The organism is Roseospira visakhapatnamensis, from assembly GCF_014197915.1.
Classification (GTDB): Bacteria; Pseudomonadota; Alphaproteobacteria; order Rhodospirillales; family Rhodospirillaceae; genus Rhodospira; species Rhodospira visakhapatnamensis.
Genome location: NZ_JACIGK010000021.1, coordinates 73,044 through 88,323, shown reverse-complemented (window position 1 = coordinate 88,323; position 15,280 = coordinate 73,044). Strand labels below are relative to the sequence as shown.

The 15,280-nt window shown below is 70.0% G+C and carries 17 protein-coding genes and 1 pseudogene; 16 read left to right on the top strand and 2 right to left on the bottom strand.

Annotated features, from left to right (window positions below):
* Positions 1-261 precede the first annotated feature (261 nt).
* Entirely contained in the window at positions 262-801 is a 540-nt protein-coding gene (locus GGD89_RS13690) for a cache domain-containing protein (RefSeq protein WP_184046207.1), read from the bottom strand.
* A gap of 77 nt (positions 802-878) precedes the next feature.
* The gene (locus tag GGD89_RS13685) at positions 879-1,469 is read right to left on the bottom strand and encodes an acetate uptake transporter (RefSeq protein WP_184046205.1); all 591 of its coding nucleotides are present in this window, start codon (positions 1,467-1,469) and stop codon (positions 879-881) included.
* A gap of 327 nt (positions 1,470-1,796) precedes the next feature.
* On the opposite strand from GGD89_RS13685, the gene GGD89_RS13680 reads away from it, so the two are divergent.
* From GGD89_RS13680 to hypE, 16 genes and pseudogenes are all read left to right on the top strand, one after another.
* The gene (locus GGD89_RS13680) at positions 1,797-2,069 is read left to right on the top strand and encodes a LysR substrate-binding domain-containing protein (RefSeq protein WP_184046203.1); all 273 of its coding nucleotides are present in this window, start codon (positions 1,797-1,799) and stop codon (positions 2,067-2,069) included.
* A gap of 196 nt (positions 2,070-2,265) precedes the next feature.
* The gene (locus GGD89_RS13675) at positions 2,266-2,925 is read left to right on the top strand and encodes a phage tail protein (RefSeq protein ID WP_221238466.1); all 660 of its coding nucleotides are present in this window, start codon (positions 2,266-2,268) and stop codon (positions 2,923-2,925) included.
* A gap of 434 nt (positions 2,926-3,359) precedes the next feature.
* Entirely contained in the window at positions 3,360-4,496 is a 1,137-nt protein-coding gene (locus tag GGD89_RS13670) for a hydrogenase small subunit (protein ID WP_184046201.1), read from the top strand.
* 41 nt (positions 4,497-4,537) lie between these two features.
* Positions 4,538-6,334 (top strand): nickel-dependent hydrogenase large subunit, encoded by a 1,797-nt coding sequence (locus GGD89_RS13665; protein ID WP_184046185.1) that lies wholly within the window; start codon positions 4,538-4,540, stop codon positions 6,332-6,334.
* 134 nt (positions 6,335-6,468) lie between these two features.
* Positions 6,469-7,203, top strand: coding sequence for a Ni/Fe-hydrogenase, b-type cytochrome subunit (gene cybH / locus GGD89_RS13660; protein ID WP_184046183.1), 735 nt, complete (start codon positions 6,469-6,471; stop codon positions 7,201-7,203).
* A complete protein-coding gene (locus GGD89_RS13655; RefSeq protein ID WP_246423108.1) occupies positions 7,196-7,840 on the top strand; it encodes a HyaD/HybD family hydrogenase maturation endopeptidase in 645 nt (214 codons plus the stop codon). Before cybH ends, GGD89_RS13655 begins: the two co-directional genes overlap by 8 nt.
* A gap of 3 nt (positions 7,841-7,843) precedes the next feature.
* Entirely contained in the window at positions 7,844-8,146 is a 303-nt protein-coding gene (locus tag GGD89_RS13650; protein WP_184046181.1) for a HypC/HybG/HupF family hydrogenase formation chaperone, read from the top strand.
* Between the two features lie 41 nt (positions 8,147-8,187).
* Positions 8,188-9,051 carry a hydrogenase expression/formation protein gene (locus GGD89_RS13645; RefSeq protein ID WP_184046179.1) on the top strand — a complete coding sequence of 288 codons (864 nt, stop codon included), beginning with the start codon at positions 8,188-8,190 and terminating at the stop codon, positions 9,049-9,051.
* Positions 9,038-10,321 carry a hypothetical protein gene (locus tag GGD89_RS13640; protein ID WP_184046177.1) on the top strand — a complete coding sequence of 428 codons (1,284 nt, stop codon included), beginning with the start codon at positions 9,038-9,040 and terminating at the stop codon, positions 10,319-10,321. The genes GGD89_RS13645 and GGD89_RS13640 overlap by 14 nt, the downstream gene beginning before the upstream one ends.
* The gene (gene hypA, locus GGD89_RS13635; protein WP_184046175.1) at positions 10,314-10,655 is read left to right on the top strand and encodes a hydrogenase maturation nickel metallochaperone HypA; all 342 of its coding nucleotides are present in this window, start codon (positions 10,314-10,316) and stop codon (positions 10,653-10,655) included. The genes GGD89_RS13640 and hypA overlap by 8 nt, the downstream gene beginning before the upstream one ends.
* A pseudogene (locus GGD89_RS20775) lies at positions 10,655-10,804 on the top strand (hydrogenase nickel incorporation protein HypB); the annotation flags it as partial. The gene hypA and the pseudogene GGD89_RS20775, both read left to right, overlap by 1 nt.
* A 33-nt stretch (positions 10,805-10,837) precedes the next feature.
* Positions 10,838-11,512, top strand: a complete 675-nt coding sequence (gene hypB / locus GGD89_RS13630; RefSeq protein WP_343058607.1) for a hydrogenase nickel incorporation protein HypB — start codon at positions 10,838-10,840, stop codon at positions 11,510-11,512.
* Entirely contained in the window at positions 11,509-12,636 is a 1,128-nt protein-coding gene (locus tag GGD89_RS13625) for a Kae1-like domain-containing protein (RefSeq protein WP_184046171.1), read from the top strand. Before hypB ends, GGD89_RS13625 begins: the two co-directional genes overlap by 4 nt.
* 195 nt (positions 12,637-12,831) lie before the next feature.
* Positions 12,832-13,077 carry a HypC/HybG/HupF family hydrogenase formation chaperone gene (locus GGD89_RS13620; protein WP_184046169.1) on the top strand — a complete coding sequence of 82 codons (246 nt, stop codon included), beginning with the start codon at positions 12,832-12,834 and terminating at the stop codon, positions 13,075-13,077.
* A 10-nt stretch (positions 13,078-13,087) separates the two neighbouring features.
* Positions 13,088-14,263, top strand: a complete 1,176-nt coding sequence (gene hypD, locus GGD89_RS13615) for a hydrogenase formation protein HypD (RefSeq protein ID WP_184046167.1) — start codon at positions 13,088-13,090, stop codon at positions 14,261-14,263.
* Positions 14,236-15,279 carry a hydrogenase expression/formation protein HypE gene (gene hypE / locus GGD89_RS13610; RefSeq protein WP_184046165.1) on the top strand — a complete coding sequence of 348 codons (1,044 nt, stop codon included), beginning with the start codon at positions 14,236-14,238 and terminating at the stop codon, positions 15,277-15,279. Before hypD ends, hypE begins: the two co-directional genes overlap by 28 nt.
* Position 15,280 lies beyond the last annotated feature (1 nt).

Sequence of the window (15,280 nt, the reverse complement as noted above, 5' to 3'; positions counted from 1 at the left end):
CTCGTGCGCGCCATCTCCGACAAGCGAACCCTCAAGACCCGACGCAAACGGGCCGCCTGGGATCCCAGCTACCTCGCCTCAATCCTCAACATGAACATCCCGTAATCTGGATTCGGAGCCCTGAACAGGCCCCGGGGGCGGTTCGATCGCGGACTCCGGCGCGGCGCCGCATACCGTCTTGAAAGCAGGGCGCTTTCGATCCAGACAAGAGAACGCGGACGGCGTCCCTTGTCTGGATCCGCGCACCCGGAGAGGCTCCGCTCAGGGCGCGTCCTTCTGCGGCATCACCGCCCTCTCGGCGCGCGCGTCGAGCTGTTCGACGGTCATCGAGTCGTCGTAAATGCCGGCGGCAACCCGCACGTCGGGCTGGAACGACACCTGCGTGCTCTGGGTGTACGAGATCTTGCGCGACGCCTTGGCCTCGCCGGGCCGTGGCCACCAGTACTCCACCCAGCCGCCGCCGGCGCCCTCGCCCGCCGCGCACAGGTCCTGGAACAGCATGGTCCCTTTTTCATCCTCCATCTGGAGGATCGGCCGGCCCACCAGGTCGGGGCGCAAGGGGTGGGCGATCATGCGGTCGTCGCGGCAACTGAACACGAAGACATAGCTGTCTTTCCACACCCAGCGGGCGCTGTTGTTAAAGTCGGAGAACCCGGCCTGCCCCTTGTCGTGCAGGAACTTGGCCGCTTCCAGGACCTTGGCGATCACCTCGTCGACGGTGGCCGAGGGCTCCTCGGCCGCCGCCGGGGCAGCCAGCGTGAGCGCGACCGCCGTGGCCAGCGCCCTGAGTCCGTTTCGCATCTCGATCGTCTCCCGGTCTTTGGGGGTCGGTTTTCAAAGGGGCGCGCGCCGGCGGATCCGCCGGGCGCCGGCCCCGGTCAGATCCACGGCTTGCCGGCGGGCAGCAGATCACGGCCATAGATCTCGTTGAGAATGATGCGGGCCATCATGTACCAGGCCGCCCCGGCGCAGATCATCAGTTCGTAGCCGGCGACCACCGTCAGTTCCGGCAGGCCGAAGTGCGCCAGGTCGAGCAGGATGAAGCCGATCAGCAGCGTGGTGAACGTGAACGCCATGGCGCCGTGAATGCGCAGCGAGCCGACCCACAGAATGGCCGTGAACAGAGTCCAGGCGATCAGGAACCAGCCGACGTCCGTGGTACTGGCCTGGAAGACCTCAAAGTGGTTGCCCAGAAAAAGAAAGGCCAGGGCGATCCAGAACGCGCCAAATCCGGTGAAGGCGCAATATCCGAAGTTGTTGCCGGTCTTCATCTCCTGAAGGCCGGCGATCATCTGGGCCAGTCCGCCAAAAATCAGCCCCAGCCACACCACCGGGCCGACGCTGGGCATCCAGCCCACGTTATGAAATTGCAGAACCAGGGTGGTTAGCCCGAAGCCGCCCAGGCCAACCACCGCCGGGTTGCCGAGTTTCTCTTCCGCCATCGCGTCCGTCCTCTCCTTCGGGGACATTGTTCCTTCGGTGACAGTGCGCGCCGTCTCCCCCGGGACCAAAGTGCCACGGGGGTTGTTTCTGACGTCGCACGATGTCTGGTTTTTCAGCTTGATGGTTCACCCGCCTGCCCGTGAAAGGTCGTTCGGCGGCCTGCAAGGCATTGACGGGAATTTGCCCCAAGACCACCGTACCGTCTCACAGCGGCGGCGTCCGGTCACGTTGATTTGCGTCTGGATTGTGAACGGCCCGCGGATTTCGCGTCCCACAACGAGATCGCCCGCGGCTGGAACTGATCCGGCATCAGTTTCGCGGATGACTTGGCCGATCTGCCGGAGACCCGCTGGATGAGCCAGACGTTCGGGCTCGACGGCATCGTATTCCGGTCCAGTTCCCTTGGCAGCCAGATGGCGGCGGCGCGCGCCGGGCTCGGGCTCGCCCTGTTGCCGAACTACATGGTGTCCCACAGCGGTCTGGCGACGACACACCCGCCGGGTTGCGATGTTCACCGCGAAGTCTGGCTTATGGTGCGTCGCGACATCGCCCAGTTACCCGCTGGACGGGCGTTAATCGACTATTTGGTCGCCGTGTTCGACGACAACCGGGATATCCTATCGTAATGGCCCGCATCTTCGATGGGGTGGACGGTCCCCGCCGAGGGCATCGTCGTGCCAGGATAATGGTCTCGTAACCGCTCTTGAGGAGGGAACCTCACGTCACAGTGATGGTACCCGGTTCAAAATACGTATAGCATAAAACACACGTACAGATTTTTGTGCGCACCAAGACTCTACAATAAGCTGGGAGGGCAACGACATGACTCGCGTGGTGAACGGCATGTCGGTGACGCGGACTCTGGCGGGGCTGGCGCTCGGTGCGCTCGCGACCATGGCGCCGCCCGGATCGGCCACGGCATGCAACGGCGACGGCACCCAGACCATCGGCTCCATCTGTATCGTGGCCCACAACTTCTGCCCGCGCGGCTACGTCATGGCAAATGGGGCGATCATTGCGATTGCCGACAACTCGGCCCTGTTCGCCCTGATCGGCAACCGGTACGGCGGCGACGGGCGGGTGACGTTCGCCCTGCCCGACCTGCGGGGCCGCATGCCCATCGGCGTCGGGGCCGGACCCGGGTTGAGCCAGGTTTTCTGGGGCGAGAAACGCGGCGCGGAGGACCGCGTTCTCAACACGACCCAAGGGCCGTCCCGAACGGACACCAATACCGCCACGCCCACGCCGGCGGGCGGGGACGGCGATGGCGATGGCGACGCGGCGATGCTCAGCCAGACGTCGGACCAACGCGACACGTCCCAGGCTGGCGATGACCCCGGGGCTCCGAACACCTCGGCGCAGGGAGGCGACCCCGTGACCCCGCCCACGGGGGGAGAGACGCCGCCACCGACCTCTGACCAGACCCTGGGCATGTACTACTGCATTGCCATCAACGGCATATTCCCGCAGCGGAACAACTAGGACGCACGATCAACGGGTGTTTTCACGAGTCGCACCCGAAAAAGGCGGAGTCGTCGTGTGCGGGACACCGGTCTCGCGGCACCCGGCGCCCGAACGCAGGTCGACCCACGGCGGATGAGGGTGCCTCATCCGCCGTTGGCGTTCTGGTCCCTGGCGGCGTCGCGGCACCGGCCCCGAGACGATGGTGCAGGGCAACCCCCGCCCGCACCGCACCGCAAAAGTCATGAGAACCACTTTCAGCTCATTTTTCTGGGGTTTTTGCTTATAGAATGGGATACCATTTGAGGTGTGACCTCGCCTTGGTTGGGCTTTTGGCTGAAAATCCCTCTCGGGGCACAAATAAAACTGAAACATATACTCAATAATGCTTACCGTTTTTGTCGGTCGAAACGGATCCATAACAAAATGCACCCAAAAAAGACCGGGGAGGCCCCATGTCATCCGGACCCGAAACGTTTTACGAGGTGATGCGGCGCCAGGGGATTTCCCGGCGCAGCTTCCTGAAGTTCTGCAGCTTGACCACGGCATCCCTGGGACTGGCGCCCACGCTCATGCCGCAACTTGCCCATGCCCTGGAAACCAAGCCGCGCATTCCGGTGGTCTGGCTGCACGGCCTGGAATGCACCTGCTGCACGGAAAGCTTCATCCGCTCGGCCCATCCGCTGGTGAAGGACGTGATCCTGTCGATGATCTCGCTGGATTACGACGACACCATCATGGCCGCCGCCGGCCACCAGGCCGAGGAGATCCTCGACGAGGTGCGCGCCACCCACAAGGGCGCCTACATCCTGGCCGTCGAGGGCAACCCGCCCCTCAAGGACGGCGGCATCCACTGCCTGCCGGGCGGCCGGCCGTTCGTCGACAAGCTGAAGGAGATGGCCAGCGACGCCCGGGCGGTGATCGCCTGGGGCTCCTGCGCCTCCTGGGGCTGCGTGCAGGCGGCCAAGCCGAACCCCACCCAGGCCACGCCGGTGCACAAGGTGGTCACCGACAAGCCGGTCATCAAGGTGCCGGGCTGCCCGCCCATCGCCGAGGTGATGACCGGGGTGCTGACCTACATGCTGACCTTCGAGCGCATCCCCGACCTGGACCGTCACGGCCGCCCGGCGATGTTCTATGGCCAGCGCATCCACGACAAGTGCTACCGCCGGCCGCACTTCGACGCCGGACAGTACGTCGAGGCCTGGGACGACGAGGGCGCCCGCAAGGGCTACTGCCTCTACAAGATGGGGTGCAAGGGGCCGAGCACCTACAACGCCTGCTCGACGGTGGGCTGGAACGAGGGCGTGTCGTTCCCCATCCAGTCGGGACACGGCTGCATCGGCTGTTCCGAGGACGCCTTCTGGGACAAGGGGCCGTTCTACGAGCGCCTGACCAGCATCGAGCCGTTCGCCGCCGAGGGCAACGCCGATGCCGTGGGCGCCACGGTGGCCGCGCTGGCCGGGGGTGCCGTGGCGGCGCATGCGGCGGTGAGCATCGTCAAGACCGCCGCCGACAAGAGGGATGCCAGGAACGCCCGGGCCGCCGCCCGGGCCGCGCAGGAGGCCGGGTCCAACCGGTCCGACGCCTGATCCGGGGACCGTGAGCCCGGGACCGTGAGGAGGACACGCCCATGACGACGATGCAAACCCCCAACGGCTTTTCCCTGGACAGCGGCGGCCGGCGCGTGGTGGTGGACCCGGTGACCCGTATCGAGGGGCACCTGCGCCTGGAGGTGAACGTGGACGACGACAACGTCATCCGCAACGCCGTCTCCACCGGCACCATGTGGCGCGGGCTGGAACTGATCCTGAAGGGTCGCGATCCCCGGGATGCCTGGGCCTTCACCCAGCGCATCTGCGGGGTGTGCACGGGCACCCACGCGCTGACCTCGGTGCGCGCCGTGGAGGACGCGCTGGGCATCGCCATTCCCAGGAACGCCAACATCATCCGCAACATCATGCAGCTCACGCTGTATGTGCAGGACCACCTTGTTCATTTCTACCACCTGCATGCCCTGGACTGGGTGGACGTGGTCTCCGCTTTGAAGGCCGATCCCAAGGCCACCTCGGCGCTGGCCCAGTCCATTTCACCCTGGCCGCTGTCCTCGCCCGGGTACTTCCGGGACATCCAGGGGCGGCTGGCGCGGTTCGTGGAGTCGGGGCAGCTCGGGCCGTTCCGCAACGCCTATTGGGGACACGCGGCCTACCGGCTGCCCCCCGAGGCCAACCTGATGGCGGTGGCGCACTACCTGGAGGCGCTCGACTTCCAGAAGGAGATCGTCAAGATCCACACCGTCTTCGGGGGCAAGAACCCGCATCCCAACTGGCTGGTGGGCGGCGTGCCCTGCGCCGTCAACCTGGAGGGCGTGGGCGCGGTCGGCGCGGTGAACATGGAGCGGCTGAACCTGGTGGCCTCCATCATCGACCAGTCGGTGGCCTTCATCGATCAGGTGTACATCCCCGACCTGCTGGCCATCGCCGGGTTCTACAAGGACTGGCTGCATGGCGGAGGGCTGTCGTCGAAGAGCCTGCTGTCGTATGGCGACATGCCGGCGCGGGCCAACGACCATTCGGCCGACAGCCTGATGCTGCCACGCGGCGCGATCATCGACGGCGACCTGTCGACGGTGCACGAGGTCGACCTGAAGGACCCCGAGCAGATCCAGGAGTTCGTGGCCCACTCCTGGTACGCCTACGACGACGATGCCCAGGGGCTGCATCCCTTCGACGGCGTGACCGAGCCCCATTTCGCCCTTGGTCCCAACACCAGGGGCGATCCCGGCACACGGATCGACGCCCTTGACGAATCCGCCAAGTACTCCTGGCTGAAGGCGCCCCGCTGGCGCGGCCATGCCATGGAGGTCGGACCGCTGGCCCGCTTCGTCATCGGCTATGCCCAGGGTAAGCCCGAGTTCAAGGAGCCGGTGGAGGCCGCCTTGCGGCATCTGGACGTGCCGGTCGCGGCGCTGTTCTCGTCCCTGGGGCGGACCGCCGCGCGGGGCCTGGAGTGCCAGTGGGCCGCCTATCGGCTCCGGGAAAGCTTCGACGACCTGGTGGCCAACCTGAAGGCCGGCGACCTGTCCACCGCCAACACCGACCTGTGGGAGCCGACCACCTGGCCCAAGACCGCCCGGGGCGCGGGTTTCAGCGAGGCGCCACGCGGCGCGCTCGGCCATTGGGTGGAGATCGAACGGGGCCGCATCCGTAACTACCAGTGCGTGGTGCCGACCACCTGGAACGGCTCCCCCCGGGATCCCGCCGGGGCCATCGGGGCGTTCGAGGCCGCGTTGCTCGACACCCCCCTGGCCGACCCGGAAAAACCGCTGGAGGTGTTGCGCACCATCCATTCCTTCGACCCCTGCCTGGCCTGCTCGACCCATGTGATGAGCGTGGACGGCCAGGAGAAGGCCCGCGTGGTCGTGCGCTGACGGAGGCCCCCGGCCGGACGCCGGCCGGCGGCGGGACGATGCCGCCACCGCCGCCGGCGCCCGCCCGGTCCCTCGTCGCCATCCGACCACCCGACCGCATCAAGGGGGGAACCGACCCCTGGGGGAGACGCGCCATGTCCATCCAGACCGGCCGCGATGTCCACGCCGCCGACATCACCGACGACGACGCCTCGGTCCAGCGCACCACCATCTATGTCTACGAAGCCCCGGTGCGCGCCTGGCACTGGATCACCGCCCTGGCCATCACGGTGCTGATCGTCACGGGCTACTTTATCGGCAGCCCGCCGCTCAGCGTGCCCGGCGAGGCCAGTGACTCCAATCTCATGGGGGTCATCCGTTTCCTGCACTTCTCGGCCGGCTATGTGCTGGCCATCGGCTGGCTCGCCCGCATCTACTGGGCCTTCGTGGGCAACCACCACAGCCGCCAGCTCTTCATGCTGCCGTTCTGGCGGCGCGACTACTGGGGCGGGGTTCTGTGGGAGGCCACGTGGTACGCCTTCCTGCGCACCGAGCCCAAGAAGTACGTCGGCCACAACCCGCTGGCCCAGTTCGTGATGTTCACCGTGTTCACGCTGGGCATGTTCTTCATGATCGCCACCGGCTTCGCCCTCTATGCGGAGGGAACCGGCCTCGACAGCTGGCAGTACGCGCTGTTCGGCTGGGTCTTCGACATCTTCCCGAACAGCCAGTCGGTGCGCACCTGGCATCACCTGGGCATGTGGGCCTTCGTGACCTACACCATCCTTCACATCTACGCCGCCGTGCGCGAGGACATCATGTCGCGCCAGTCCATGATCTCGACCATGATTTCCGGCGAGCGCATGTTCAAGGACAACCGCGATGACTGACCGGCCCCTGTCCATGGAGGCAGACACGCCCCCGGGCGCGCCGGGCCGCACCCTGGTCCTGGGCATCGGCAACATTCTCTGGGCGGACGAGGGGTTCGGCGTGCGCGCGGTGGAGACGCTGCACCGGGACTACGCCTTTCCCGACGATGCCGTCACGGTGATGGACGGCGGCACCCAGGGCCTCTACCTGGTCCAGGACGTGCGCGCGGCCGACAATCTGCTGGTGTTCGATGCCATCGACTGCGGCCGGGAGCCCGGCGCGTTGATGGTGGTGCGCGGCGACGAGGTGCCGCGCTTCCGGGGCTGCCGCGCGCTCAGCCTGCACCAGACCGGCTTCCAGGACGTGCTGTCGGCGGCTGACCTGCTGGGGGGCGCGCCGACCCGGCTGACCCTGATCGGCGTCCAGGCCGGCGACCTGGAAACCTGGGGCGGCTCCCTGACCGGGGCCGTGCGGGCGCGCCTCGACGAGGCCGTGCGCCTGGCGCTGGCGGAACTGGCGGCCTGGGGCGTGGCGAGCACGCGGCGCGCCGTGCCGTTGCGCGGACCGTCCCAGGCCCTGGTGGGGCACGGCATCGACCTGGCGTCCTACGAGGCCGTGCCGAGGCCCCTGGCGGACCCGGCCGAGGGGGGAGGCTGACCCATGTGCCTTGGTCTTCCCATGCGCATCCTCGACATCCGGGGCGCGGAGGCCCTGTGCCAGGGACGCGGCGAGGTCCGCCGGGTGTCGATGGTGCTGCTTGACCCGCAGCCGGTCGGCGCCTGGGTGCTGGTGCATCTGGACACGGCGCGCCAGCCCCTGACCGCCGAGGAGGCGGCCACCATCGACCGGGCGCTGGACGCGCTTGAGACCGTGGCGCGCGGGGGCGCGGTGGACCACCTGTTCGCCGACCTGGTGGATCGGGAGCCGGAGTTGCCGCCCCACCTGCGCCCCGCCCCGTCGTGACCACCCGCTCCGACCGCTTCGATCTGGAAAGGACACCGCCCATGACCGGCGCGATGCCCTGGAACAACCACCCGACCGGGACCTCCGCCGGCCGCCCCGCGTCGCCATCGGACGGCGCCCCGCCGGCGCCGACCCTGGCTCCGGCCGCCCGCCGCGCCCGCGCCCTGGCCGAGGCCGAGGCCCTGGCGGCGGCGGCCCCGGAGGCGCTCGCCCTGGTGGACGCCATGATCGCCCACCTGCGCCGGCGCGACGGGACGACTCCCCCCTGGGTCCATGACATGGCCGCCCTGTCGCCGCGGGGCGCGCGCCTGCTGGGCCAGATCCTCGGTGAGGGCGAGGTGTCCGGCCACGTCCTGGACGCCGGCGGCGGCCGCGTCGTCGTCCAGGAGTCCGTGCTGACCGGCGTCTGGTGCCTTCTCCGCCTGGACGGCGCCGGCCGCCCCCGGCGCCGGTGGATCGAGATCGCCGCCGTGCCGGGCGTGGTGGCCGCCGCGCGCCCCGGGCGCCCGGCCGCCACCCTGACGCCCCGGCCGCCGCCGGCCGGCGCCATCACCGTCATGCCGCTGCTGGCGGAGATCGCCGACCACGCCGCCCGCCATACGCCCGGCCGGCCCAACCATGTCATCTCGGTTTCGCTGCTGCCCGTCACCCGGGCCGACCTCGCCCACCTGGGAACCACCCTGGGCCGGGGGCCGGTAATGCTGCGCGTGGGCGGCCATGGCGCCTGCGTCATCCAGGCCGCCGGGGTTGATCGGGTCTGGTCGGTGCGCTTCCTCAACGCGTCCGACACGGTGATCCTGGATACTCTGGAGGTGGGCGACGTGCCCACCGCCGCGTGCGCCGCGCCGGAGGACTTCGCCGACTCGGCCGTACGCCTGACCGAAATTCGTGATGCATACCTTTAGGGACGAAGCCAAGGCCAAGGACGACCGGCATGTCCCCGGTGTCCGTGGGGCGGCCGGGTCGGTGGATCCGGCCGGGGGCCACCTGCGCCTGATCCTGGGGATCGCCGACGGACGGGTCGCGCGGGTCACGGTGGCCCTGACGCGCAACCCCGGCGCCGCGTCGGTGCTGGCCGGGCTGCCGGTGGACCGGGCGGCGCGGACCGTGGGCCTGCTGTACTCGCTGTGCGGCACGGCGCAGACCGTGGCCGCCTTGGGGGCGATGGAGGCGGCCACGGGCCGCGCGGCCCGCCCGGCCACGATGGCCGCCCGCGCGGCGCTGGTGCTGATCGAGGCGCTGGACCAGGGCGTGGTGCGGATCGGTCTGGACTGGGCGGCGCCGGTGGGCGCGGCGGTGGACGCCGAGGGCCTGCGAGCGCTGCGGCGCGATCTGGCGACGGCACGCGGAGCGATCCCCTCGGCGGTCCCGGCCTGGGACCGGATCGGCGGCGCCGACGATGGCGACGGCGACGGATGGCCGCCGCCGGACCTGGGCGCCGCCGTGGCCGCCCTGTCGGCCCGGTTGAGGACATGGCTCCCCGACGCCACCCTGCTGTCCGAGTCGGCGGGAGCCGTGCGCGCCTGGGCACGGGCGGGCGACACCGTCCCCGCCCGCGCCGTGGCCCTGGCGCTGGATGGCGCCCCGGAGCCCGCCCGGGCGGTGCGGCCGCTGGTCGGCTGGCGGCTCGCGGAGGTCGCCGAGGACCTGCGGACAGAGGTCGGCGCCGGGGCCCCGCCGACGTGGCGCGGGAGGGTGGCGGAGACCGGGGCGATGGCCCGCCTCGTCGACCATCCCGTGGTGGCGGACCTGCTGGCGTCCGGCGCCGGGCTGGCGGCGCGGCTGGTGGCGCGCCTGCTGGACCTGCGGCGCGCGGAGGCGGCGTTGCGGGCGCTCGCCGCGGGCGAACCGCCGCCGGCCGCGGTGACCATGACCGACGGTCCCGGTGTCGGGTTGGCGGCCGTGGAGACGGCGCGCGGTGTGTTGCTGCATCGGGTGGTCGTGACGGACGGACGGGTCGCGGACGGGCGAATCGTAGCGCCCACGGACTGGAATGCGCATCCTGACGGGGTGCTGGCGCGGACGCCGCTGGGCTGGTCGGCCACGGACCGGACGGCCCTGGCGCGGCGGCTTCATCTTCTGGTCTTGGCGATCGACCCCTGCGTGACATACGATTTATGGTTGGACGATATGCGTGCCATGGACGCACCAGGCGAGGCGGCGGCCCATGCATGAACTGGCGCTGACAGAGGGCATCCTGCGCATCCTGGAGGCCGAGGCCGAGCGCCAGGCGTTCAGCCACGTGCGCACGGTCTGGCTGGAACTGGGGGCGCTGTCGCACGCCGAACCGGAGGCCATCCGTTTCTGCTTCGACATGGTGATGAAGGGCACCCTGGCCGAGGGCGCCCGGCTGGAACTGCTGCGCACCCCCGGCAAGGGGTGGTGCATGACCTGCGCGACAGAGATCGCCGTGGACCGTCGATTCGATCCCTGCCCCCGATGCGGCGGCTATCAGGTGCAGGTGCTGGACGGTGACGCGATGCGGATCAAGGAACTGGAGGTAGCGTGATGTGCACCGTCTGCGGATGTGGCCAGGCCAGCACCGAGGGCCGGCGGAACACGGGTCCCGATGCCCCGTGTCATCATGATCATGGTCACGACCACCGGCACCCCCACCATGACCATCATGACCATGACCACCCTCATGACCCTCATCATCACCATGACCGGGCACCGGATCCGACGCGCCTGGTGCGCGTCGAGCGCGACATCCTGGCCGCCAACGACGCGCTGGCCGTCCGCAATCGCGCCCTGTTCGCGACGCGCGGGATCCTGGCGGTGAACCTGGTGTCCTCGCCGGGGTCGGGCAAGACCACGCTGCTCACCCGCATCCTCGATGATCTGGCCCGTTGGGTGCCACTGGCGGTGATCGAGGGCGACCAGCAGACCAGCCTGGACGCCGAGCGCATCCGCGCGACCGGCGTGCCCGCCATCCAGGTGAACACCGGCAAGGGCTGCCATCTGGACGCCGCCATGGTGGCCCGGGCGGTGGCCACGCTCGATCCCGCCGACGGGACCGTGCTGTTCATCGAGAACGTGGGCAACCTGGTCTGCCCCGCCGCCTTCGACCTCGGCGAGGCCCACAAGGTGGTGGTCCTGTCGGTCACCGAGGGCGACGACAAGCCCCTCAAGTATCCCGACATGTTCCACGCGGCCGACGCCATGGTCCTGAACAAGATCGACCTGCTGCCGCATGTGACCTTCGACGTGGACCGCTGCGTCGCCCATGCGCGGCGGATCAATCCCGCGCTGGAGGTGCTGCCGGTGTCCGCCACCCGGGGCGACGGCCTGGAGGCCTGGCGGGACTGGGTCCTGAGCCGGCGGCCGGCCGTGCCGCGCCATGCCTCCGAAAGGACGGCCTCATGACCCCCACCGCCGCCGTCAAGCCCGACTTCCTGGTGTTCAGCGCCCGGCTCGCCGGACCGCCGCCGCCGGTGATGGGCATGGGCGCGTTCCTGAAGGCGTCGGTGTCGGTGATGCGCGACGGCCGCGCCCACCTGTCCCACCCGGTCGGCGACCTGGGCGACGTGAAGACACGCGGCGCCTATGATCGCCTGGTGCCCCGCATGCGCGCCATCCTGGGCGCGACCCCCACCGTCATCGCCCACGACCTGCATCCCGACTTCCACTCCACCCGCGCGGCCCAGGATCTGGCCGCCGAGACCGGCGCCGTGGCCCTGCCGGTGCAGCATCATCACGCCCACATCGCCGCCGTCGCGGCCGAGCACGGGCACGTGGGGCCGCTGCTGGGGCTGGCCCTGGACGGCTTCGGCCTGGGGCCGGGCGGCGAGTCCTGGGGCGGCGAGTTGTTGCGGGTGGACGGCGCCGTCTGGGAGCGGCTGGGCCACCTGCGCCGCCTGCCGCAGCCCGGGGGCGACGTGGCCGCCCGCGAGCCCTGGCGCATGGGCGCGGCGGTGCTGCATGTGCTCGACCGCACCGACGAGATCGCCCGCCGCTTTCCCCGGCAGCGGCACGCCCGCATGCTGGGCCAGATCCTGGAGCGCCGCCTGAACAGCCCGGAGACCAGTTCCGCCGGACGCCTGTTCGACGCCGCCTGCGGGCTGCTGAACGTACATCCGGTGGCCGACTTCGAGGGCCAGGCGCCGATGGCGCTGGAGAAGATGGTCTCGACGCCCCGGGTTCTGGACGGCGGCTGGTCCATCGCCGACGATGGGACGCTCGATACGCTGCCGCTGATGGCCGCACTGACCGAGGCGATCACGCCCGCCGCCGGCGCCGACCTGTTCCACGGCACCCTGGCCGCCGCCCTGGTGGACTGGGCCACCGGCGCCGCCGCGCGGTCCGGCCTGACCACCGTGGGTCTGTCCGGCGGGTGCTTCCTGAACCGGGTTCTGACCGGCGCGGTCTCCCATGGCCTGCGGACACGGGGACTTTCGGTGCTCACCCACCGGGTGGTGTCGCCGGGCGACCCGGGGCTGGCCCTGGGGCAAGGCTGGATCGCCGCCCACCACGCGACGAGTTTGACCTAGGACCCCCGCGCCAGGGTGCGGGCGGCGAGTCCGGCCCTCACGTCCGCAGGGGTGGCGCGAGAGTCGAGACGCGGGAGCCGCGTTTCGGATACGTTTCGGATACATAGATCCCGGACCCATCATCCGGGCGCGGACGGGCGCCATCTGGACGCGCGCCGATCACGCCAGGATGCCACCACGAACCGAGCCGCCGCCATGTGCCTTGCCGTTCCCGCGAAGGTCCTCGCCCTGCTGCCCGACGCCATGGCTCGGGTGGATGCCGGCGGGGTGATCAAGGACGTCTCCGTGGCCCTAGTCGAGGACCTGGCGCCGGGAGACTACGTGATCCTGCATGTCGGCTACGCGCTGTCGCGCCTGGATCCAGAGGAGGCCGACCGCACCCTGGCACTGATCGCCGAGATGGTGACCGCCGGCGCGGCCGAGACCCCGGTCGTCTCATGAGGGCGGTCTCATGAAGTACGTGGACGAATACCGGGACGCCGCCCTGGGCCGGGGTCTGGCGCGGGCCATCGTCGCCGCCGTCCGGCCGGAGACGCGCTACAACCTGATGGAGTTCTGCGGCGGCCACACCCACGCCATCGCCCGCCATGGCCTGGAGGACCTGTTGCCCGGGTCCGTGCGCCTGATCCACGGACCGGGCTGCCCCGTCTGCGTGCTGCCCGTGGGGCGCCTGGACATGGCCATCGCCCTGGTGCGCGAGCACGGGGTGATCCTGTGCACCTACGGCGACATGATGCGGGTGCCGGGCAGCGGCGGAACCAGCCTGCTCCAGGTCAAGGCCGAGGGCGGTGATGTCCGCATGGTCTATTCCACCCTGGACGCGGTGGCCGTCGCCCAGGCCCACCCGGACCGTGCGGTGGTGTTCTTCGCCATCGGCTTCGAGACGACCACGCCGCCCACGGCGATGGCGGTGACCCGCGCCGAGGCCCTGGACCTGCGCAACTTCTCGGTCTTCTGCAATCACGTGCTGACCCCGGCGGCCATCCAGAGTCTGCTGGACAGTCCCGACGTGCGCGACCTGGACGGGGGCTCGGTGCCCCTGGACGGCTTCATCGGGCCGGCCCACGTCTCCACGGTGATCGGCGCCCGGCCCTATGCCTTCTTCGCCGAGGAATACCGGAAACCGGTGGTCATCACCGGCTTCGAACCCCTGGACGTGCTCCAGGCGGTGCTCATGCTGGTGCGGCAAATCAATGACGGCCGCGCCGAGGTGGAGGTTCAATACGCCCGCGCGGTCACCCGGCGGGGCAATGAAAAGGCCCAGGCCCTGGTGGCGGGCATGTTCGACCTGCGCAAGGTGTTCGCGTGGCGTGGCCTGGGGCCGGTTCCCTATTCGGCCCTGACGTTCAACACCCGGTACGCCACCTGGGACGCGGAACGGCGCTTCGCCCTTCCAGACGCCGCCGGGCGGGACCCCCGGGGCTGCGACTGCGGCGCCATCCTCAGGGGGGTGAAGGAGCCCCGGGACTGCCGGCTGTTCGGCACCGCCTGCACGCCGGAGAAGCCGGTGGGCGCCTGCATGGTCTCCTCCGAGGGGGCCTGCGCGGCATACTGGACCCACGGACGCTTCCGCGACGCGCGACATGGCGAGGACAGGCAATGCGCCGACCATTCCCCCACCCCCTGAACCTGAGCCGTGGCATGGTCGAGATGAGCCATGGCGCCGGTGGCCGCGCCATGATCCAGTTGATCGACGAGATCTTCGGCGCGGCGTTCCAGGACCCGACACTCGCGCGGGGCGACGACCAGGCCCTGCTGTCGCTGCCGGCCGGCCGCGTGGTCATGACCACAGACGGGTATGTGATCACCCCCCGGGTCTTCCCGGGCGGCGACATCGGCTCGCTGGCGGTGCACGGCACGGTCAACGACGTGGCCATGTCCGGCGCGGTGCCGCTGTACCTGTCGGCGGGGTTCATCCTGGAAGAGGGCCTGCCCCTGGCCGACCTGGACGCCATCGCCCGGTCCATGGCGGCGGCGGCGCGCGCGGCGGGGGTCTCCGTGGTGACCGGCGACACCAAGGTGGTCGAGCGGGGCGGCTGCGACGGCGTGTTCATCACCACCACCGGGGTGGGCGTGATCACCGACGACCGCCTGGACATCGCCGGCGACCGCGCCCGGCCGGGCGATGCGATCCTGGTCAGCGGCACCCTCGGCGATCACGGCGTGGCGGTCATGTCGCAGCGCGAGAACCTGGCCTTCGAGACGCCCATCCTGTCCGACAGCGCGGCGCTCAACGGGCTGGTCGCGGACATGGTGGCGGCGGTCCCCGGGATCCGGGCCATGCGCGACCCCACGCGCGGGGGCCTGGCGGCCACCCTCAACGAACTGGCCCATCAGTCGGGCGTCGGCATGGCCATCCGCGAGGCGGACGTGCCCCTCAAGCCGGCGGTGCGCGGCGCCTGCGAACTGCTCGGGCTGGACCCGCTGACCGTGCCCAACGAGGGCAAGCTGGTGGCCATCTGCCCGCCGGAGCACGCCGACGCCCTGCTTCGGGCCATGCGGTCTCATCCCCTGGGCCAGGAGGCCGCCGTCATCGGCCGGGTGGTCGAGAACGCGGAGCACTTCGTGCAAATGGAAACGCTGCTGGGCGGCCGGCGAATCGTCGACTGGCTGGCCGGCGAGCAACTGCCGCGGATCTGCTGAC